The following is a 21,116-nucleotide window of genomic DNA, read 5'->3' as shown; positions in this document are numbered from 1 at the left end:
TCGATGACTGGGCCTTCAGATTATCCCAGCCGTTGTAACCTTGCCGGTAATCCCTGACGTACCGCCGCGCCGCTGACCCAATCAAGCCAGCTATTACTGATTTCTCTGGTCGGGTCGGGCAACCCAAGATCATTGAGATTGATGCCGGCGGCAATACGCGGGTCTGCCGCCATCGGCTGCCCATCCAGCAAGTGCGCACGTGCTCCCATCTCACGATGACCGTATCCGTGCTCGATAGCAATAACACCCGGCATCACGCCATCAAGTAAGCTGACTTGCGCCTCAACGCTGCCACCTGGGGTCTGCAACCGAACCCGATCGCCATGCTGTAACGCATAGCGCTCAGCATCGACCGGATTAAGCGCCACCAGATTAACTGGCTTCACCGCACGCAAGCGGTCAATCGGCGCTGTCGAACTGCTCATCAGATGCGATTTAAACGACATCAAACGGAACGGCCACACATCCAGTGGATAGTGTTTGCCCACGTCTGAGCCGTCGGCAAAACGTGGTGGATAGTACGTCGGACACCCACTGTAACGCTCTCCCGTCATCGCATGGCGGTGACGTGCCACCTCTTCATTCCAGATATTCAGTCCCTTCTTCCATTGCGGACCGGTTTCATCCCCTTTCCAGGCTTGCTCGTAAGGCGCAAAACGCCCGCCACGCGCCAACATATAACCTACCCGCAGCCGTTCATCAGCTTTCAGCACCGTGTCTAGCGCCGGTTGCAGGCGGTCCACGCCGGTCAATCGTAGCTCGCTTTCTGTTGCCTCAGGCAATGGCTCTCCGGCAAAAGCCACGTTGGCGGCAGCACGCAGGTAATAATCCTCCGCAGTGTGCAACCCAAAAGCATTGCCTTGCGTATCCTGTAGGGCGGCATCACCAAACCCCGGCAGCGCCATTGCCTTCGACAACGCAATGACAAAGCTTTCTAGTGCCACCGGCTGACCCTCAGCCGTGCTCACAGTTCGCGGCGGGACGACAGGCCAACGCGCAGTGCTCGATCGCACCATCACGCCGGACCAGGGTGCCGTAAACCCCCAGCTTTCGAAGTTGTGCGTATCCGGCACAATATAATCTGCCAAGGCACTGGTTTCGTTAATAAAGGCATCGACTGCAATAAACAGCGGAAGTTGCCGTGGATCTTTAAGGCGACTTTCGATCACTTCACGCAGGCCGGCAACACCGTAAAGTGGGTTACCCATGTGGCTGATCCAGGCCTTTAGCGGATAGGGGTAACCCATAAGCGCCGGAGCAAGTTGTTCGGTGAACTGTCCCGCCACGAAGGGGTACCATGGCCCACGGGCCGGGTAGGGTTTCTCCCCTTGTTCAACCTTGCGACGATACTCGTCTGATTGTTCATACGCCTGTTTGCTGCGCGACAATACCAGCCCTTTCGGTTTCACCATGCCTGGGAAGGTTTTCAAGTTATAACGCGGCCCATCGGCAAACTCCTTGAACTTACCGCCGCCTACCGAGACGCCGCCCTTCAGGTTCAGGTTACCGATCAGCGCATTGAGCATCATCACAGCCCAACTGTTATAGAAACCGTTACCGCTCATCATGCCACCGTGAGCAATCACCGCCGCTTGCCGCTGGTAAGACGTGAACTCTTTGGCCAGTGCTGCAATGGTCTCAGCATTGACACCACACCGGCTGCCGTATTCAGTCAGCGTAAAACGCTCAGCAGCCTGTTGCAGGCAAAGGAAACTCGAGCGAACCTGAACCTGTGAACCATCAGCCAGCCGTAACTGTTGCTCCACCCGCAACTGCCCCTGTAGAGCCTCATTCGACGATACCGGCTCAGCCCGCTGTGCATCCCAGACCAAAGACGGGCTTTCGGCTTCCCCGGTTGTAACACCGTCCAAATGCACCTGACGCAAAAATTGCCCACACAACGGATGATCCTCATCAGTCACGACCAAATGCGTGGCGTTGGTCCAACTTTTTTCCCCGGCGGCCTGCATTGCCACCTCGCCAGGTAATGTCAGATAGTCGGCGTTATAACGCTCCTGCTCAATAATCCAGCGGATCATACCCATCGCCAATGCAGAATCAGTGCCCGGTAACACCGGCACCCAACGGTTGTGATCGTTGGCCAGCGTGGTGGTCAAGGGCAATGCTGGCGCCACTACCACGTAACGGAATTCATCGCGCATGCGGGCATTGGCTAACTGCCGCCCCTGTCGTTTGAACGGGTTGCCGGACTGCGCTGGCGAAGTACCGAGAAACAGCCCAAAACGCAAGTGATCCCAATCGGGTTTCACATGCGCATTCGTTTCCAGATCCCCCATTAGGGCCCCGGATCCCGCACGGTAGGCCAACCCACAATAAGCCCCATGATGGCCAAAGTTACGCGTCCCAAAAGCATTCTGTGCAAAACGCTTAATAAAAGCGTCTCGGCCTTCATCACCAGCATTGGTGACCAGCAACTGATTGGCCTTTGGCCCCAGTGAAGGTTGTTTCGGATCGAGTGGTGTATCAAGATCGCGGATCGCCCGTAATCCCTCAACCGCCCCCTCGCCAAAAAGATCACCGCCCTCGACCACCTCATGGATCAACTGTTCAAAGCTGATCCGTTGCCACTGACCGCTGCCGCGCGGACCTACCCGTTTCATCGGTTCCAGTACCCGATAAGGGCTGGTCAGCCCTTCCAATAAAGTCGCTCCGCGGGCGCAGGCCGTCGATCGCTGCTCCAGGCCTTCATCGCCACCCAAACGGTTAAGCGCGTCACTGACCGGCAAACGATAAGGAAAGTGGTGATCGTGAGACAAGGGATGATAGGGGTTGCCCGCCACCCGCAATATCTGGTTGCTGTCACGATCAACCCTGACCCGCAGACCGCAAAGCGTCCAGCAGCCAAAACATTGGGTCATGGACACCGCCTGCTGTGGATTAACTTGCCAGCCATCAGGGTGTCGAATCCCTTCTGTTGGGAGCGCGTTGGCGCTGATCCTGTCCAGCGTCAATTTACCACTGCTGCCGTCTCGCAAGCCGGTAAAGACTTTTTGCACCATCTCGCTATAACTGGCACCAAATAGCGTCAATCCACCCAGTGCGAGTCCGCCTTTTAACCACTGACGCCGCGTTGACTTAGCCATAGTGTTTTTTCTCCATCAGCCGGTGCTGCAATTCACGAATTCCAATGATTAACGCTATCCACAACCCCAGGGTACCCAGAATCGCCAGCAACCCTTCGCTACCAAGCGGCAACACATAGGGATTGGCCACGACATTGAATTTGGGCAGCGTTTGGGTTTGCATCAGCAACATCCAACGCACACCCCAGCAGAGCAACAGCGCCACAACGCACTGCCCCAGCAGCCCATTGGCACTTAGCCGCTGGTTGGACATTCGCCCTGCCAACACCAACAGCAATAACGTCATTGCGACAAAGGCGATACCAGCCATCCACCAGACCATGCCCTGAGTCGACAATTGGTGTAACGCAGAAGAAGACGTGCTGCCATCCACCCACCAGCCAAGGCAAGAAAGACACAACAGCACAAGCGTGACGGCCTGATAACGTGCCAGACGTGGTTGCCATTGAACATCCTGACGCAACCAATAGGCCAGCAGTGGCGAAACGGCCTGCATGGCCGTCAGCAACAACAACCAAGGCAGCCAAAGGCTGAACCACAGCGGCTGCGACCGCAGAATAGAAACTTCACGACCGGTATAGAGCAAGATGCTGGCCGCCGACACTAAGGTGGCCAACGCCACCCAGCGTAGCCACGTTTCCTCACGCCATCCCGGTCGGAACATCAACCAACGCGCCCAAAACGGCAAGGTTTTCGGTCTTAACTGATTACGCAGCAACAAGACGAAATAGCTGACCACTAATAGGGTAAACAGCGGTAAAAACAGCGAGCCGAGAGACATCCATGACCATGGGGTGAAGTACGCGTAGAAATGCCAAATACGCGCGGGTTGATGCAAGTCTGCACTCAAAGCCAGCGGTGCGACGGTACCGCTTACCACTGCCAACGACACAGCAGCCAGTTCCAGACGTGACGTCTTATTTGGCTCGCGCCAGCGCAACCAGACGGCAATAATGATGCTGCCGCATGCCATGCCAATAAAGAAAAAGTACTGCACCGCCCAGGGCAACCAGGCGATCTCCTGTGGACGGGCCATAATTTCGCGGATCATGAATGCACCTCCTGCCACAGCGCCGGTTGTCCCCGGACGTGACTGACAAATGCCTCATCAAGCCCCAGATAGAACACCTGAGGATGGGTCCCTTGTTCCGGTTTCAGTACCTTAAGCTGCGCCTGATGTTCATCCAGAGCACGTCTTAGTGCACCTTGCCGATCGTTGAGATCACCGATCATCCGCGCGCCGCCTACGCAAGATTCAACGCAAGCGGGCAGCAGGCCGGCATCAAGCCGATGCACGCAGAAAGTACACTTGTCGGCAGTCTGGGTTTCGTGATTGATAAACCGTGCCTCATAAGGGCAGGCCTGTACGCAGTAGGCACAACCGACGCAGCGGGTGTTATCGATCACCACGATGCCATCCTGACGCTGGAAAGTTGCCTGTACCGGACAAACCGGTACGCAAGGCGGATTATCACAATGGTTGCACAACCGCGGTAACAGCACGTTGGTTGTCGAATCCTGGCCCTCCAGGGTGACCTGATATTGCTGTACATTGGTGCGGAATTGCCCCTGCGGTAGCCGGTTCTCTACTGCGCAACTGACTGTACATGCCTGGCAACCGATGCAGCGGCGCAGATCAATCAACATTGCCATGCGCCTTTTACTGTCACCCTCCCGCCGAGCCGGCTGCAACTGCCACCCTGATTGCGCCAATGGCACCAGCGCGGCACCGGCGGTCAGCGCACCGAGTCGTTGTAAAAATTGCCGTTTCCCACTGTCCATTGATTTCTCCCAATAAGTATTCGCCGGGGAACTGATACAACGGAGTGTAAAAACGGTAACCGATCGCCAATATTGTGGTTTACCACATTCCCGGCGTCGGCTTGATCCAGGACAATTCAACCCGGTGATACGGATCATAAAAGCGGAGATGATGTGAAAAGATCAGTGCTATTCCTGTTGTTGAGCAGTTGGTTAAACACTGCCTGGGCGGGACAATGGACTATCGCGGTGCTCGCGCTGCGCGGCGATGCTCATGCACTGGCCCAGTGGCAACCCTTGGTCGACCATCTAAATCGTCAGTTTCCTGACGATCACTTCCAATTGTCGCCGGTGAACCTGTCAGGTATGGGTGACGCAGTCCGCAGTGAACGCGTCGACTTTTTGCTCACCAACCCGGCACAATACGTCCAGTTGGATAACCGCTACCCATTGCGCTGGCTGGTTTCACTGCGTTCCTCCCAACAGTCGCAACAGGCATCAAACAATGTGGTCGGCAGTGTCATACTGGTGAGACACGATAGCCCTATCACCACCGCCAGCCAGCTCGTCGGTCAAAAAGTTGGGGCAGTCGCCGCTGACGCATTTGGCGGTTACCTGTTGGGGTATAAAGAACTCCTTGGCGCGGGTCTTCGCCCAGAAAAAGATCTGACACTGCACTTCAGTGGTTACCCGGCAGATGCCTTGCTTTATCAGTTGCGCGATCGCGCACTGGACGCCGTGATTGTGCCGGTTTGCCTGTTGGAAAAAATGCAAACGGAAGGACTGCTACAGGCCAGTGACTATCGCGCCCTGCTGGAAAAACACAGCGACCAGCACTGCCTGACCAGCACGGAGCTTTACCCTAATTGGTCATTTGCGGCCTTAAACCATGTACCTGATCGACTGGCCGATGAGTTGGCCCGCCAGTTACTGCAAATGGAAATACCCGGTTTGCCTGTTTGGGGTGCCCCAGCATCTTCCCGCCAGGTCAATCAGCTGCTGCATGACCTGAATCTTCACCCAACACAGCGTTCACTCTGGCAGGACATATCTCTTTGGGCACAACAGCACTTGCTGTTGCTCAGCGCCATTATCGGCGCGATGGTGTTGCTCGGAGCCAACCATCTGTGGATTGGGCATTTGGTACACCGACGTGGGCGTCAGATCGAACAGATGCATCAGACGTTACGTGCCAGAGAAACGGCCTTGGCTCAAGCGCAAAGACTCAGCACTCTGGGCGAGATGGCCTCAGGCTTTGCTCATGAGCTGAACCAACCTCTGGCCGCAATCCGTCATTATGCGGAGGGATGCCGTATTCGTCTTGAGCGCAGCGATAGCCAGCACGAACTGTTGCCGATACTCGAACAGATTGGCCAGCAGGCGCAACGTGGCGCGGAAAGCATTGTCAATTTGCGACGCTGGGCAAGTAAAACCCCACAACATGAAAGCGCGCAGCCACTCCTGCTACGCCCACTGGTGGAACACCTTATAAAATTGATGCAGATCGAACAACAATACCCACAGTGCCGCTTAACTCTTGCAATCCCGTCCCAAAGCCAGTTGTACAGCCAGGCAACGCTATTGGAGCAAGTACTCACCAATATATTGAGTAATAGCCTGCAAGCCGGTGCCCAACACATTACCTTGCGGCAGGAAACCGACGAACATCAACAACGGTTAGTCATAGAGGATGATGGCGGTGGCCTGAGCGCTGAACAACTGGCATTACCCTTCGTACCCTTTCGCAGTACCAAACAGGAGGGCCTCGGGTTAGGGCTGGTGATCTGCCAGAAACTGCTAAAGAGCCAGGGTGGCGATCTGACACTGGAAAATTATGCTGCCCCTGCTCAACGGCAAGGGCTACGCGTTACCCTGCACTTCCCTGTTATTCAAAAGGAAACTCGCCATGGCGCTGATACACCTGGTCGATGACGATTTTGCCGTTACCGATGCCTGCCGCTTTTTACTCGAAGGGCTGAATTATCGGGTACAAATCTGGCATGACAGCCAACGCTTTGTCGACAAGGTCGATCTTTATCAATGTGGCGTAGTCATGCTGGATATCCGTATGCCTGGATTGGACGGGCAGCAAGTTCATCAGCAACTGCGTCGGCAGGAAAGTACGCTGGCGGTAGTGATTGTCACCGGTCACGGGGATATTTCTATGGCGGTAGCGGAAATGAAATTGGGAGCACTGGATTTTTTGCAAAAACCGATTGCCGCCGCTCCGCTGATTGAAGCGCTCGAACGCGGATTAGCGCATTCTCAACGCCAGGTTGAGCGCCACCAACTGCAACAGCGTTTCAGCGCACTGACGCCGCGCGAGCGCGAGATCGCCCGTGCAGTGGCCGCCGGGATGACCAATAAACTGATCGCCGATCGGCACTTTATCGCGGTTCGTACTGTAGAAGTTCATCGGGCTAAAGTGATGGAAAAAATGCAGGCGACCAGTCTTGCAGAACTGGTGAACTCACTCAACCAACTGACGTCGATTGAACGCTCGTAGACCAAAAAGTCACGATCTATAAGCAAAAAAATGCCGGTCGGAATAAACCGACCGGCATTGTATTTTCAACTCACGGGCAAATCACGGCATAATCGAAGGCTGATCTGCGCCTTCTTTTTCCACTTTCTGCTGCAGCATGTGTTCGCGTTTCATACCCAGTTTCAACGCCAGCGCAGACGCAACGTAGATAGAGGATACGGTACCGATAGACACACCAATCAGCATCGCCAGAGAGAAGCCATGCAGCATCGCACCACCGAAGATGTACAACATTAGAACAACCATCAAGGTCGTACCGGATGTCATCAACGTACGGCTTAGCGTCTGGGTCAGCGACACGTTCATAATTTCGTAAGGCGTTCCGCGGCGGATCTTGCGGAAGTTCTCACGAATACGGTCAGAAACCACGATGCTGTCGTTCAACGAGTAACCGATAACCGACATCAATGAAGCTACAATGGTTAGGTCAATCTCGATACGGAACAACGACAACACACCCATGGTAATGATCACGTCGTGCGCCAACGCGATAACCGCCCCCAGCGCCAAGCGCCATTCAAAGCGGAAACCCACGTAAATCAAAATACAGATCAATGCGACCAGCAGTGCCATACCGCCGTTTTGCGCCAATTCGGTGCCCACACTTGGGCCAACGAACTCAATTCGCTTCACGGTGGCATTTTTATCGACTGAGTCGTTAATCACGCCGATCACTTTGTTACCCAGTTCTTGGCCTGCAGTGCCGGTCGCTGGTGGCATACGCACCATCACGTCACGGCTGCTGCCAAAGTTCTGAATAACCGGGTCCTGGAACCCGGCTTTTTCCAGCGTATCGCGCATCAGATCGAGGTTGGCAGGTTTTTCCAGGCTGATTTCAATGACGGTACCGCCAGTGAAGTCCAGACCCCAGTTAAAACCACGCACCGACATAATGGCGATTGACGCGATCAGCAGCACCAGCGAGATGCCGAAGGCCACGTAATCCCAGCGCATAAAGTCATAGACTTTACGGCCGTAGTTGAGTTGTTCAACAGTATAATCCTGTGCCACAACGCACTCCTCAGATAGACAGCTTGTTAATGCGTTTGCCGCCGTAAAGCAGGTTGACGATGGCACGGGTACCGACAATTGCGGTGAACATGGACGTCGCCACACCGATTGCGGTGGTAATCGCAAAGCCCTTGATTGAACCGGTGCCCACTGCGTACAGAATGATCGCGGTAATCAGGGTAGTGATGTTGGCGTCAACGATACTGGAGAACGCGCCTTTATAGCCTTCATGGATCGCCTGTTGAACGGAACGTCCGTTCTTCAGCTCTTCCTTGATACGTTCGTTAATCAGTACGTTGGCATCGACCGCTACCGCTAGCGTTAGCACGATACCGGCAATACCCGGCATGGTCAGCGTCGCCCCTGGTAACAGGGACATCACACCGACAATCAGCACTAAGTTGGCGACCAGCGCCGTGGTTGCGATCATGCCGAACTTACGGTACCAAACCACCATAAATACGATGGATGCCACCAGGCCCCACAAGCAGGCTTCCAAACCTTGGGTGATGTTCTGCTGTCCCAGGGTTGGACCGATAGTACGCTCTTCCACGATCTGGATAGGCGCAATCAGCGCACCGGCGCGCAGCAGCAGCGAAAGCTGGCGTGCTTCGTTCGGGTTGCCAATGCCGGTAATACGGAAGCTGTTGCCCAGACGCGACTGAATGTTAGCCACGTTGATCACTTCTTCCTGTTTCACCAGAATTGCGCGGCCGTTGGCGTCTTTTTTGCCGCTGTCCTTATACTCCACAAACAGGGTCGCCATCGGCTTACCGATATTGTCCTTGGTGAAGTTAGACATGGCCGTACCGCCGGCGCTATCCAGAGAGATATTAACCTGCGGCTGGTTGTATTCGTCAGTGCTGGAAGTCGAGTCAGTGATGTGGTCACCGGTCAGGATCACACGCTTGTACAGCACAACTGGCTGGCCTTCACGCGTGTCTTTTACTTCTGAGTCACCCGGCACACGGCCGTTGGCTGCCGCTGTGGCATCCGCATTGGTGTTAACCAGACGGAACTCCAGCGTCGCGGTAGCGCCCAGAATCTCTTTGGCACGCGCAGTATCCTGAATACCCGGCAGCTCGACCACAATACGGTCAGAGCCCTGACGTTGTACCAGCGGTTCGGCAACGCCGAGCTGGTTCACGCGGTTACGCAAGATAGTGATGTTTTGTTGCACCGCATATTCGCGAGCTTCGCTCAGACGGGCATCCGTCAAGCTGGCTTTCAGGGTGTTGGTGCCGTTGGCAGAGAACACCATATCGCGCTGACGCGGGCTAAGGTAGCTGATAGCCTGATCGCGGGTAGCATCGTCACGGAAACGCACTTCCACGCCATTGTTGTCCAGCTTGCGGATAGACGCATAAGGAATGCCCTTTTCACGCAGCTCGCTGCGCAGGGTATCCATTGTCTGTTCCTGCAACTTGCTCAGCGCAGTGTCCATGTCCACTTCCATCAGGAAGTGCACACCACCGCGCAGGTCCAGACCGAGTTTCATCGGCTCTGCACCCAGCATGGCCAACCAGGCTGGCGTAGCCGGAGCCAGGTTCAGCGCAACAACAAACTTGTCACCCAACTCCGCCATCAAGGCTTCACGGGCGCGCAGCTGAATATCAGGATTGCTAAAGCGAGCCAGGATTGCGCCATTTTCCAGCGCAATCGACTTGCTCGCGATCTTGTCTTTTTCTAATACGGTACGGACTTGGTCCAGCGTAGTTTCACTGGCGGCGACACCGCGCGCGCCAGTGATTTGTACAGCCGGATCCTCACCATAGAGGTTGGGAAGCGCATAAAGCAGACCGACGATGATCACCACGATCAACATCAGATACTTCCACAAAGGATAACGGTTTAGCACGGCAATTCCCTTAGGGAAAACAAAATTACAGGGCCTTCATGGTACCTTTCGGCAGAACGGCCGCCACGAAGTCACGCTTGATCATCACTTCCGTGGTGTCGTTCAGCGCAATGGCGATGATGCCGGTGTCAGCCACTTTGGTTACGCGGCCAATCAGGCCACCCGTGGTCAGCACTTCATCACCTTTACCGATCGAGTCCATCAGTTTTTTGTGCTCTTTAGCGCGTTTCTGCTGTGGACGCAGGATCATGAAATAGAAAATCAGACCAAAAACCACCAGCATAATGATCAGAGAGTACGGGCTTCCCTGAGACGGAGCTCCTGCGGATGCGACGGCGTCAGAAATGAAAAAGCTCATTGAAATTCCCTCATTAAGTTATCAATTATTAATTCAAGCGTTTAAAGGTGGAATCGGTTTACCGATCCGACCGTAGAAGTCCGCAACAAACAGCTCTAATTTACCCTGTTCAATGGCCTCGCGTAAACCCGCCATCAGGCGTTGGTAGTGACGCAGGTTATGAATGGTGTTCAATCGGGCACCCAGTATTTCGTTGCAACGATCGAGATGATGCAAGTAGGCACGGCTGTAATTGCGACATGTGTAGCAATCACAGTCTTTATCCAGCGGAGAAGTATCATCCTTGTGCTTGGCATTACGGATTTTTACCACACCGTCAGTCACGAACAGATGGCCGTTACGGGCATTACGCGTTGGCATCACGCAGTCGAACATATCGATACCGCGACGCACACCTTCAACCAGATCTTCCGGCTTGCCAACGCCCATCAGGTAACGTGGCTTATCTTCCGGAATTTGCGGGCAAACATGTTCAAGAATGCGGTGCATATCCTCTTTTGGCTCGCCTACTGCCAAGCCGCCCACAGCGTAACCATCAAAACCGATATCCACCAGCCCTTTTACTGATACATCACGTAAATCTTCGTAAACACCGCCCTGGATAATGCCGAATAAAGCGTTCTTGTTATTCAGTTCATCAAAACGTTGACGGCTGCGCTTTGCCCAGCGCAGAGACATTTCCATCGAGCTCTTGGCGTAGTCCCAGTCTGCCGGGTACGGCGTACATTCGTCGAAGATCATCACGATGTCTGAACCCAGGTCATACTGGATTTCCATCGATTTTTCAGGGCTGAGGAAGACTTTATCGCCGTTAATCGGATTACGGAAATGTACGCCTTCCTCTTTGATTTTGCGCATCGCGCCCAGGCTGAACACCTGGAAGCCACCGGAATCGGTGAGGATCGGGCCATGCCATTGCATGAAATCATGCAGATCGCCATGCAGCTTCATGATCTCCTGCCCAGGGCGCAGCCACAGGTGGAAGGTGTTGCCCAACAAGATCTGTGCACCGGTCTCTTTTACTTCTTCCGGCGTCATGCCTTTTACCGTGCCGTAAGTACCGACAGGCATAAAGGCTGGGGTTTCCACCACGCCACGGTCAAAGATCAGGCGGCCACGGCGAGCGCGGCCATCGGTTGTGTCTAATTCGTACTTCACAAAGCCTCCAGCGCCAGAGAAACAGTCTGGCGTGATACAAAAAGAGGCGCATTCTACCAACCATCAAACCCGCACCACAAGCCAACCAGTACCCATATACGTATACCGGCCAGTCTTTGTGGATTTATGTTAATTTTCTGGCCTAGTTCTAGTCCAACCTATCACCAACTAATTATGCTACTTCGTGATAATTTGAAGAAATTCTTCACACATTTACATTCTCTCTAGATGCAAAGAGAAATATCTACGTACACATTTTACCTACTAATTAAACTGATACTATCGCCATCCAATCTTGAGCCAAACTGCCACGGTTTACATATATAATTCCTACTCCACTTGCAGCCCCCCCCACACGCTCAGTTATCGTACCGACAGGCCAAATATAGTGAGTTGGTGCCGACCAAGCTATCACCGTATCAGCTTGCACACCTCGAGTTATAAATGCTCGGTTACCTGAGTAGCCGAAAGTATTAACCTTAACATTATAAAATTCAAAAGCAGACTGAGATGCCAATGCAACAGTTGCAATACGACCACCATTGAAAATAGCCCTTGAACCGAAATAACCAATCACTTTATTTAGGTTACAATTATTAAATATAGTTGGAGAGTACAGTGCACCGATAGAGGTTCCAGAACCAGAGCCTGCCGGAGCTCGTAAATCCAAGATATCTCCTGAAATTGTCACATTATTAAATGTTATCATCCCTCTAATGTTTTGTGTGTAATCTAGCGTAACTATCGAACCACCACTTACAATAATATTATACGCATTATTTCTTGGTGTTAACTTGTTTACAACCCCATTCTCTACAATAACTTCCGAACCCAAATAAACAGTTCCAGTAATTCTCGGGGAACGTAACGTTATTTTTTCAGCCGGCTCTGCTATATAAATATCCTTGACAGTAAAACCATTATATTCTGATTGGTGTCCAAAGCCACAAGAAACAACAGACTCGGCCGCTGAAATATTATTCATTGTAGAGAAATCCATTGCCAAGACTATGGATGTACTTGCAGTCAAACAAGGGGTTCCATCTGGTGCCTTCAGTCCTGCATATGCATCAATGATCCCTTGGTTTATTATTGAATTACCAAGACCAAAATAGCATGTTATGTATGTAAGCCCTGACGTAGTTTTTGAACCATCATCTAGTGTTGTAATATATGTCCTTTCACAATGGATATTATTTATAACATCTCTGGCACCGGTCATTTTAATTGCTTTATTATATGACTGTTCTACTTGCAATGATTTTATATGTGTCGTGTTATGAGTATCTCCTCCACCCTCTTGAGAATATGCAAATGAAGTTGAGTTGCCACATAGTTCAATAGACATTCTATCAATTGTTGAATCCCATACAGCCTCCTGTTTGATACCAATACCATTAAAATTATTAACACGAATATGCCCTATATTAAACCACTGCCCCTTTAAATACACCCCATTTAATGGCACATCGCGACTTGTAGAATCGACGATTAAACTACCAATAATTACAACACGATTAGCACGGCCTTGATTATATTTTAACGTTGGTTCTCCAATTGTTATTACCCACTCACCGTCAAACTCCTTAGGATTTACTTTGAATATGCAGGAATTATCAGCAATAATCCCAGAAACCTTCATCAAATCAAGCGTCCCTGATATCGTCCAATAACTTCCTCGGAAATCTACAGTTCGGTTTTCTGACGCAGATATATAGCGGCGTAAAGCCTCGGTTGCATCAACACTATTTCCTGGCACAGCACCGAAATGAATTGGTAATAGTTGCTCAGTACGTCTCTTCCAACGAGCACCTCCGGTAGCCACAATCACGCTACCACCATCATCTATACTATTGGTGTCTGTAATATCATAAACGAAATAACCCCCCCCAACTTTCCCTCCAATAGTGTATTCAGCAACATCAATAAGCTGTAAGTTCTCCGTTGGATTTATTGTTCTAAGTGTTGCAATATCCTTGCATCGACTGATTAAATTTAAACCCTCGCTATTGCTCATAAATTAATACCCTTATTTATATCTAAAAAAATAGATTAATGAAGTAAAAACCCGTTTATCTCAGCATTAAATAACGATGAAGCGCTATCTAACAGTAACTGTACAATGACACCTCTACAGCAGATGACATAGTCATTATTTTTTTGATAAACGGATTAGACACTGTGACATACGAACCGTTATCACTCTATTCCCATCAAAAAAGTCATCTTTAAACTAAATAAAAACATCACCCATGCTAATGCAATCCATTATCGATATTCAAAAACATCCCTTTAAGTGGTGTTGGTACAACAACACTTTATAACATCTGCATTTAACAATGTTTCATAATCATAGTGACCAATAAGATTATAATACCAGTGAATATATATAGTAATTGATTTATCTTGTGGCATTCACCACACAACAAAAATCATGTAATTGAAAATCACAAAATAACCACTGACATCAAAATTAATACAAATTATTTGCATTGATAATTTTAAAAAATATAAACAAACAATAAAAAATAGTGAAATTAATTTAAACCAAACGCCACGATGTTATTAAAACGCACACACAACCCGTTGGAATATAAAAAACATCCAAGTATATAATATCAGAGAGCATTATAGTACCAGAGGAATATAGAGTAAAAATGCAGAAAGCAGTGATTTCCACCTATGGAAATCACTCAATATAATTATAATAGTCATACTTCAAGCTGCGGATATATTGACTTCGTGTTCTCACCCTAGACGTTTACTTAAGTAAGCGCCTAGGGCCTCGTTCGTTTACCTCCCCCTACGTCTTGAACTCTACTGGGGATCTGCGCCGACGGACTCTTGTTCCGCCTGCGGATTACGGCTGATGAACATCGCATCGCCATAGCTGAAGAAACGGTACTGCTCGGCCACTGCCTGCTGATAGGCATGCATGGTGTTTTTATAACCGGCAAAAGCGGAAACCAACATAATCAGCGTCGATTCCGGCAGATGGAAATTGGTCACCAGCGCGTCAACCACCTGATAGTGGTAACCCGGGAAGATAAAGATGCTGGTGTCGTCGAAGAACGGGGCAATTAACGCCTCTTTGCTGGCGTTAGCGGCGCTTTCCAGCGAACGCACCGAGGTAGTGCCGACTGCCACCACACGCTTACCGCGCGCTTTGCAGGCTAATACGGCGTCAACCACCTCCTGCGGCACTTCTGCATATTCGGCATGCATGACGTGCTCTTCAATGGTTTCCACCCGCACTGGCTGGAAGGTGCCCGCACCCACGTGCAGGGTGACAAACGCCATCTCAATGCCTTTCTCGCGCAGCGCAGCCAACAGCGGCTCGTCGAAGTGCAGTCCGGCGGTCGGGGCCGCTACTGCGCCCGGTTTTTCGCTGTAAACCGTCTGGTAAAGCTCACGGTCGGCATCTTCGTCCGGGCGATCGATATACGGCGGCAGTGGCATATGACCGGCAGCATTAAGGATAGTGAATACATCCCGCTCGTCATTGAAACGCAGTTCGAACAAGGTATCGTGGCGCGCAACCATCGTGGCCGCGATACTTTCGTCGTCCCCCAGCAGCAGGTCGGTGCCCGGCTTAGGGGCTTTAGAAGCTCGCACATGCGCCAACACCCGATGATCGTCCAATACCCGCTCCACCAGGACTTCAATCTTGCCGCCGCTGACCTTACGGCCAAACATACGCGCAGGGATCACTCGGGTATTGTTAAACACCAACAGATCGCCGGCTTCCAGGTTATCCAGCAGATCGGTGAAGACGCCATGCTTAAGCTCCCCACTCGGCCCGTCCAACTGCAGCAAACGGCAACCGCTGCGCTCTGGTTGGGGATAGTGGGCAATCAGGGACTCAGGAAGTTCAAACGAAAAATCGGCGACGCGCATGGCTATTCACTTCTTCAATATAGGACTGGTTGGTAAAAAACAGGCGGCCTAGTCTAAAGCTGCGGGCGGTCAGCGGCAAGAAATAAGGAGGATTTGCATGACTTCAGGTATAGTTGCCGGATGAATTATCTCGCTCATCTTCATTTAGCCTCACTGGCGGAAAGCTCATTACTGGGCAATTTGTTGGCCGACTTCGTACGCGGCAACCCTATAGGCGAGTACGAGCCCGACGTGGTGGCCGGTATTATGATGCACCGCCGTGTCGACGTACTAACCGATAGCCTGCCTCAGGTAAAAGCCTGTCGCGACTATTTCTCTGATGAGCATCGGCGCGTAGCCCCCATCACACTCGACGTCGTGTGGGATCACTTCCTGGCGCGTCACTGGCAGCAACTGGAGCCCTCTCTCAGCCTACAGGGTTTTACTCAGCAAGCCCGTAACCAGATCGCCCCGCATTTGCCGATGACACCACCGCGTTTCCAGAATTTAAATGGTTATTTGTGGCCGGAACGCTGGTTGGAGCGTTATGCGGAACTGCCGTTTATCGGCAACGTGCTGGCGGGTATGGCTAGCCGTCGTCCACGTTTGGCGGCACTGGCTGGATCCTTCGCCGACGTAGAGCGCAACTACCATCAGCTTGAAATACAATTTTGGCAGTTTTATCCGCAGATGATGCAACAAGCCAAAGATAAAAAGCTGTGAGGCCCAAGCAAAACCGTTGAAAATGCGACGCTTTACAATAAATTGCTTTTTAAGCCTTGCCCTTTTATGGGAAAAGGTTATTTTTAAAGCTCGCTAAATTTAATCACCGACTTTGATAGGTAAAAGCTATCTCATTGATTGGTCTTTTACCCTTTATTCAACAAGTCGTGGCCCCTATACTGGCCCTTGCTTTTACATCAACCCCTTAACACCTATTACAGGAGTAATTATGGTCCTGGTAACTCGTCAAGCCCCTGACTTCACCGCAGCTGCCGTACTCGGCAACGGCGAAATCGTTGAAAACTTCAACTTCAAGAAGCACCTGAACGGCAAACCAGCTGTCCTGTTCTTCTGGCCGATGGACTTCACCTTCGTATGTCCTTCTGAGCTGATCGCTTTCGATCACCGCTATGAAGAATTCCAGAAGCGTGGCGTTGAAGTGGTTGGCGTTTCATTCGACTCCGAATTTGTACACAACGCATGGCGTAAAACCCCAGTCGAGAATGGCGGCATCGGGGAAGTGAAATACGCAATGGTTGCTGACATCAAGCGTGAAATTCAGAAAGCTTACGGCATCGAGCACCCAGAAGCAGGCGTTGCCCTGCGTGGTTCTTTCCTGATCGACAAAGACGGTGTGGTTCGCGCTCAGGTTGTTAACGACCTGCCAATCGGCCGTAACATCGACGAAATGATCCGTACCGTTGACGCACTGCAATTCCACGAGCAACACGGCGAAGTGTGCCCGGCTCAGTGGGAAAAAGGCAAAGCAGGTATGGGCGCATCTCCAGACGGCGTAGCTAAATACCTGTCCGAGAACGCTTCCAAGCTGTAATTTCAGCCTGTGAGTGTATCAACCGGCCCTTGTGGCCGGTTTTTTTTTGCGCCAAATTAGGGCGTCCTGCCCCCTTTCCGTGCTTCATTTCCTTGTTTCCGCTCACATTTCCCCGGCTGTTTTCCGCGCAATCCCTTAACTGTAGCTAGTATCAATACGCTGGCCCGCAGTTTGCACTGCAAAAATGGCAAGCCAAACACAATAAGAAAACTGACAGGGTAGGAATAACTATGTTTTTACAAAAATGGAGCAAACCGCTGACCATGGCAGCGCTGCTCGTCAGCAGTAGCCTGTATGCCGCATCCAATCCGGCTGTCGAAGCCAAAAATGGCATGGTGGTGACATCTCAACATCTGGCCTCACAGGTCGGTGTCGATATCCTTAAACTGGGTGGCAACGCGATTGATGCAGCCGTAGCCGTGGGCTATGCGCAAGCGGTAGTCAACCCGTGTTGCGGCAACATCGGCGGCGGCGGCTTTATGACGGTGCACCTGGCCGACGGCACCGATACCTTTATTAACTTCCGCGAAACCGCACCAGCAGCGGCCAGCGCCAACATGTACCTGGATGCTGACGGTAACGTGAAGAAAGGGGCCAGTCTGTACGGTTATTTGGCGGCGGGTGTCCCAGGCACCGTGCTTGGCATGGAAACCGCACGCAAGAAATACGGCAAACTGAGCCGTGAACAGGTGATGGAACCGGCAATCAAACTGGCGCGAGAGGGTTTTATACTGACCCGTGCCGATACCGACATCCTCGATACCACTGTCGCACGCTTTAAGCAGGATCCAGAATCCGCCAAGATCTTCCTGCGCCCAGACGGCACGGCGCTACAGCCGGGCGATCGTCTGGTGCAAAGCGACCTGGCCAATACCCTGGAAGCCATCGCCAAAGACGGCCCGGATGCCTTTTATAAGGGTAAAATCCCGCAAGCGGTAGAAGCAGCAGCCAAACAGGGCGGCGGTATTCTGACGGCGGCCGACTTCGCCAACTACAACGTCACCGAAACCCCGCCGATTACCTGTAGTTATCGCGGCTATAAATTTGTTTCGGCACCGCCACCCAGCTCAGGCGGTGTGACACTGTGCGAAATCCTTAACGTGGTCGAAGGCTACGACCTGAAAAGCATGGGCTTTAACTCGGCGGCGGCCATCCACACCATGACCGAAGCCATGCGCCACGCCTATATGGACCGTAATACCTATCTCGGTGACCCGGAGTTCATCAAAAACCCGATCGACAGATTGGTCAGCAAGAGCTACGCCGAGGAGATCCGCAAGAAAATCGTCGCTGACAAAGCCACACCGTCAGAGAATGTCCAACCCGGTATGGAGCCCCACGAAAAGCCGGAAACAACCCACTACTCGATTGTCGATCATGATGGCAACGCCGTTTCTACCACCTATACCGTCAACGGTCGCTTTGGTGCGGTGGTGATTGCCCCTGGCACCGGCTTCTTCCTCAACGATGAAATGGACGACTTTACCGTCAAGGTCGGGGAGAAAAACCTCTATGGGCTGGTGCAAGGCACTGCCAACAGCATTGCCCCCGGTAAGCGCCCACTATCGTCAATGAGCCCGACATTGGTGACCAAAGACAATAAAATCTTTATGGTGCTAGGTTCGCCAGGCGGATCGCGCATCATCACGATTACCTTGCAGACCGCACTGAACGTGATCGACCACGGTATGGCGCCGCAAGAGGCCGTAGATGCACCGCGTATCCACCATCAATGGCTTCCGGATGAGGTTTACTACGAACAGCGTGGGGTTTCTGCCGATACGCTGAAACTGCTCAGTGGTATGGGCTACAAGATGGTAGAACAAACGCCATGGGGCGCCGCCGAACTGATCCTGGTTGGCTTACCTGGCGCGGTCGGCGTTACGCCTGCTAACTCCGGAAACGACTCCGCAGTTTCTGGCAAGGTACGCGAAGGTTACCTGTATGGTGCGAATGACGTCCGCCGCCCAGCCGGTTCCGCAGTAGGTTATTGATCTGACTGGGCGTGTGAACGCCCACTAACCCACTAAGGGGCCGGTATATCGGCCCCTTCACACCCTTAGCCCACGCGCCGCCACAGGGTTACCGACTCCTCGTTCAGTTGCAGGGACACAGCACTCTGCTCGTCATTCAACTCGCCATTCCCTTCCAACCGTTGCCATTTACCTGCGGCCAGCAGCGGACTGTGCGGCAACGTCACTGCGCCTCTGCCTCCGCGTTGTAACACCACCAGCACCTGTTCCTGTTGATAGATGCGCACAAACGCCAGCGTTTCACCGGTGGCATGCAACACCTGACAGCCGCCACGACGCAGCGCCAGACTCTGTTTACGCAACGCCGCCATGCGCTGGAATAAGGCCAACAGGCTCTGATCCCACTGGCTTTCATCCCACGGGAACGGCTTACGGCAGAACGGGTCGTTAGCACCATCAAGGCCAATCTCGTCACCATAATATAAACAAGGCACACCGATCCAACTCATCAGCCACACCGCTGCCATACGCATCCGCGCTTGGTTGCCTTGCAACAGCGTCAGAAAACGCGCGGTGTCGTGGCTATCAAGCTGGTTGAACTGAATCAGTTGACGGCCATGTGGTAGCCCGGCCCGGTAGTCATCCATCCACTGGACGCAATCCGCGGCATCCATCTGAACCGGATGATGCGCTACGTCCAGCCCAGCAAGGAACCCCCGTACAGGAAGAGCGAACCCCATATAGTTCATTGCCGCATCTTCCACACCGGCATGCAGCCAACGACGTGCATCACCAAAATGCTCACCCAGTATGTAAGCTTGCGGGTTTTCCTGTTTTACCGCCTGATAAATCCCCGCAAGATGCTGCAAATTGCCGGTCGCGCCGCCGTTCTCCCCCAACATATGCACGACATCCAGTCGCCAACCATCAATGCTATACGGCGGGCGTAACCAGTGGCGCACCACACTGCCGTCACCGCGATAAATCGCCTCTGCGACCTGCGGTTCGGCAAAGTTGAGTTTTGGCAGGCTGGCATTGCCTTTCCAATCAAGCGCGCGGCCATCAGGGTAGAAATTAAACCAGCCACGGTACGGCGACTCTGGGTGGTGGCAAGCGCCGTTCTCACCTTGCTGGTGGCGATCAAACCACGCATGCGAATCGCCGGTATGGTTAAACACCCCGTCTAGCACCAGTTTCATCCCTACCTTGTGAGTGCTCACTCGCAAACGTTGCAAAGCAGCATTACCACCAAAATAGGGATCGACCTGGTAATAGTCTTCGGTATCGTATTTGTGCACGCTGGGCGCGGTGAAAATCGGGTTCAGGTACAGCGCCGTTACGCCCAACTCTTGCAGATAAGGCAGCTTTTGGCTGATACCATCCAAATCACCACCATAGAAGGTGGATGCGGCATGACGGTCTTCCAACGGATGTTGCCAGTCATGGCGTACAACGTCACAACCCGCAGCATGATGGCGATAGCTGCCGCTTTGAATACCATGCCCGCCACCGCTACTGGCAAAACGGTCGGGAAAAATTTGATAAAAAATCTGGTCAGCCACCCAGACCGGGCTGCTATCAGGTACATCGACCGCAAACTGTGCCAATTGTCCCGGCGGCGTCACCGACCACCCTTGTGGCCCGAACCAGTGCTGCCGATCGCACCAAACCAGTTTGAAGCAGTAACGGCGAGTCGGCTCTCCTTCATTCAGCGTCAGGCTGGCCTGATAGCGAGACATACCTTCAACGCACTGCGTTTTCATGATCAACAGCCATTCTTCATTATCCGGCTCGGCGCGTAAGAACACGCGCTCGGGCAGATCATCCCCTTGTAACCAGAACGTGATATCCAGGCGTTGTCCCTTTTTCACCACGAAAGGCGGGACCGGTTGATGCCAGGCATTAAGCATACTGTTC

General features: G+C 52.4%; 15 protein-coding genes. 5 read left to right on the top strand and 10 right to left on the bottom strand.

Features of this window, described 5'->3' with window-relative positions:
• Positions 1–20 precede the first annotated feature (20 nt).
• From ttrA to ttrB, 3 genes are read right to left on the bottom strand one after another with little or no spacing between them, the layout of a single operon-like run.
• A complete protein-coding gene (gene ttrA / locus SGBXF1_RS04965) occupies positions 21–3,104 on the bottom strand; it encodes a tetrathionate reductase subunit TtrA (RefSeq protein WP_186427923.1) in 3,084 nt (1,027 codons plus the stop codon).
• Entirely contained in the window at positions 3,097–4,155 is a 1,059-nt protein-coding gene (ttrC, locus tag SGBXF1_RS04960; RefSeq protein ID WP_186427922.1) for a tetrathionate reductase subunit TtrC, read from the bottom strand. Before ttrC ends, ttrA begins: the two co-directional genes overlap by 8 nt.
• Positions 4,152–4,886 carry a tetrathionate reductase subunit TtrB gene (ttrB, locus tag SGBXF1_RS04955; RefSeq protein ID WP_186427921.1) on the bottom strand — a complete coding sequence of 245 codons (735 nt, stop codon included), beginning with the start codon at positions 4,884–4,886 and terminating at the stop codon, positions 4,152–4,154. Before ttrB ends, ttrC begins: the two co-directional genes overlap by 4 nt.
• Positions 4,887–5,039: 153 nt before the next feature.
• On the opposite strand from ttrB, the gene ttrS reads away from it, so the two are divergent.
• Positions 5,040–6,797: a tetrathionate respiration histidine kinase TtrS gene (ttrS, locus tag SGBXF1_RS04950; protein ID WP_186427920.1), complete on the top strand. Its 1,758-nt coding sequence runs from the start codon at positions 5,040–5,042 to the stop codon at positions 6,795–6,797.
• Complete coding sequence (gene ttrR / locus SGBXF1_RS04945; protein WP_061806783.1) at positions 6,772–7,371, top strand: tetrathionate respiration response regulator TtrR; 600 nt, start codon at positions 6,772–6,774, stop codon at positions 7,369–7,371. Before ttrS ends, ttrR begins: the two co-directional genes overlap by 26 nt.
• 81 nt (positions 7,372–7,452) lie before the next feature.
• Here the strand turns inward: ttrR and secF are convergent, their stop codons facing one another.
• The 6 genes from secF to queA all read right to left on the bottom strand — a co-directional run bounded on the left by secF (position 7,453) and on the right by queA (position 15,692).
• Positions 7,453–8,421: a protein translocase subunit SecF gene (gene secF / locus SGBXF1_RS04940; protein ID WP_061806782.1), complete on the bottom strand. Its 969-nt coding sequence runs from the start codon at positions 8,419–8,421 to the stop codon at positions 7,453–7,455.
• 10 nt (positions 8,422–8,431) lie between these two features.
• Positions 8,432–10,279: a protein translocase subunit SecD gene (secD, locus tag SGBXF1_RS04935; protein ID WP_073963408.1), complete on the bottom strand. Its 1,848-nt coding sequence runs from the start codon at positions 10,277–10,279 to the stop codon at positions 8,432–8,434.
• 25 nt (positions 10,280–10,304) lie between these two features.
• Entirely contained in the window at positions 10,305–10,637 is a 333-nt protein-coding gene (gene yajC / locus SGBXF1_RS04930; RefSeq protein WP_012005503.1) for a preprotein translocase subunit YajC, read from the bottom strand.
• Between the two features lie 33 nt (positions 10,638–10,670).
• A complete protein-coding gene (tgt, locus tag SGBXF1_RS04925) occupies positions 10,671–11,795 on the bottom strand; it encodes a tRNA guanosine(34) transglycosylase Tgt (protein WP_037424353.1) in 1,125 nt (374 codons plus the stop codon).
• 268 nt (positions 11,796–12,063) lie between these two features.
• Entirely contained in the window at positions 12,064–13,812 is a 1,749-nt protein-coding gene (locus SGBXF1_RS04920; RefSeq protein WP_186427919.1) for a hypothetical protein, read from the bottom strand.
• 800 nt (positions 13,813–14,612) lie between these two features.
• Positions 14,613–15,692 (bottom strand): tRNA preQ1(34) S-adenosylmethionine ribosyltransferase-isomerase QueA, encoded by a 1,080-nt coding sequence (gene queA / locus SGBXF1_RS04915; RefSeq protein ID WP_061806780.1) that lies wholly within the window; start codon positions 15,690–15,692, stop codon positions 14,613–14,615.
• A gap of 120 nt (positions 15,693–15,812) precedes the next feature.
• On the opposite strand from queA, the gene SGBXF1_RS04910 reads away from it, so the two are divergent.
• The 3 genes from SGBXF1_RS04910 (at position 15,813) to ggt (ending at position 19,220) form a co-directional block, all read left to right on the top strand.
• Positions 15,813–16,394, top strand: coding sequence for an ACP phosphodiesterase (locus SGBXF1_RS04910; RefSeq protein WP_186427918.1), 582 nt, complete (start codon positions 15,813–15,815; stop codon positions 16,392–16,394).
• A 229-nt stretch (positions 16,395–16,623) separates the two neighbouring features.
• Entirely contained in the window at positions 16,624–17,226 is a 603-nt protein-coding gene (locus SGBXF1_RS04905) for a peroxiredoxin C (RefSeq protein WP_020825459.1), read from the top strand.
• A 230-nt stretch (positions 17,227–17,456) separates the two neighbouring features.
• On the top strand, positions 17,457–19,220 hold the full coding sequence (gene ggt, locus SGBXF1_RS04900) for a gamma-glutamyltransferase (protein WP_186427917.1): 1,764 nt from the start codon (positions 17,457–17,459) through the stop codon (positions 19,218–19,220).
• Between the two features lie 65 nt (positions 19,221–19,285).
• Here the strand turns inward: ggt and malZ are convergent, their stop codons facing one another.
• The gene (gene malZ / locus SGBXF1_RS04895) at positions 19,286–21,109 is read right to left on the bottom strand and encodes a maltodextrin glucosidase (RefSeq protein WP_186427916.1); all 1,824 of its coding nucleotides are present in this window, start codon (positions 21,107–21,109) and stop codon (positions 19,286–19,288) included.
• Positions 21,110–21,116: the final 7 nt, after the last annotated feature.

The organism is Serratia grimesii (assembly GCF_900186025.1).
GTDB lineage: Bacteria > Pseudomonadota > Gammaproteobacteria > Enterobacterales > Enterobacteriaceae > Serratia > Serratia grimesii.
The sequence above is the reverse complement of the archived record's forward strand: the minus strand, read 5'-3'. Positions and strand labels throughout refer to the sequence as shown.

What these genes read in the sequence shown, in the direction of transcription:
- ttrA (WP_186427923.1), bottom strand. Translation starts at nt 3,104, where the DNA reads ATGGCTAAGTCAACGCGGCGTCAGTGGTTAAAAGGCGGACTCGCACTG.
- ttrC (WP_186427922.1), bottom strand. Translation starts at nt 4,155, where the DNA reads ATGATCCGCGAAATTATGGCCCGTCCACAGGAGATCGCCTGGTTGCCC.
- ttrB (WP_186427921.1), bottom strand. Translation starts at nt 4,886, where the DNA reads ATGGACAGTGGGAAACGGCAATTTTTACAACGACTCGGTGCGCTGACC.
- ttrR (WP_061806783.1), top strand. Translation starts at nt 6,772, where the DNA reads ATGGCGCTGATACACCTGGTCGATGACGATTTTGCCGTTACCGATGCC.
- yajC (WP_012005503.1), bottom strand. Translation starts at nt 10,637, where the DNA reads ATGAGCTTTTTCATTTCTGACGCCGTCGCATCCGCAGGAGCTCCGTCT.
- SGBXF1_RS04920 (WP_186427919.1), bottom strand. Translation starts at nt 13,812, where the DNA reads ATGAGCAATAGCGAGGGTTTAAATTTAATCAGTCGATGCAAGGATATT.
- queA (WP_061806780.1), bottom strand. Translation starts at nt 15,692, where the DNA reads ATGCGCGTCGCCGATTTTTCGTTTGAACTTCCTGAGTCCCTGATTGCC.
- SGBXF1_RS04910 (WP_186427918.1), top strand. Translation starts at nt 15,813, where the DNA reads ATGAATTATCTCGCTCATCTTCATTTAGCCTCACTGGCGGAAAGCTCA.
- SGBXF1_RS04905 (WP_020825459.1), top strand. Translation starts at nt 16,624, where the DNA reads ATGGTCCTGGTAACTCGTCAAGCCCCTGACTTCACCGCAGCTGCCGTA.
- ggt (WP_186427917.1), top strand. Translation starts at nt 17,457, where the DNA reads ATGTTTTTACAAAAATGGAGCAAACCGCTGACCATGGCAGCGCTGCTC.
- malZ (WP_186427916.1), bottom strand. Translation starts at nt 21,109, where the DNA reads ATGCTTAATGCCTGGCATCAACCGGTCCCGCCTTTCGTGGTGAAAAAG.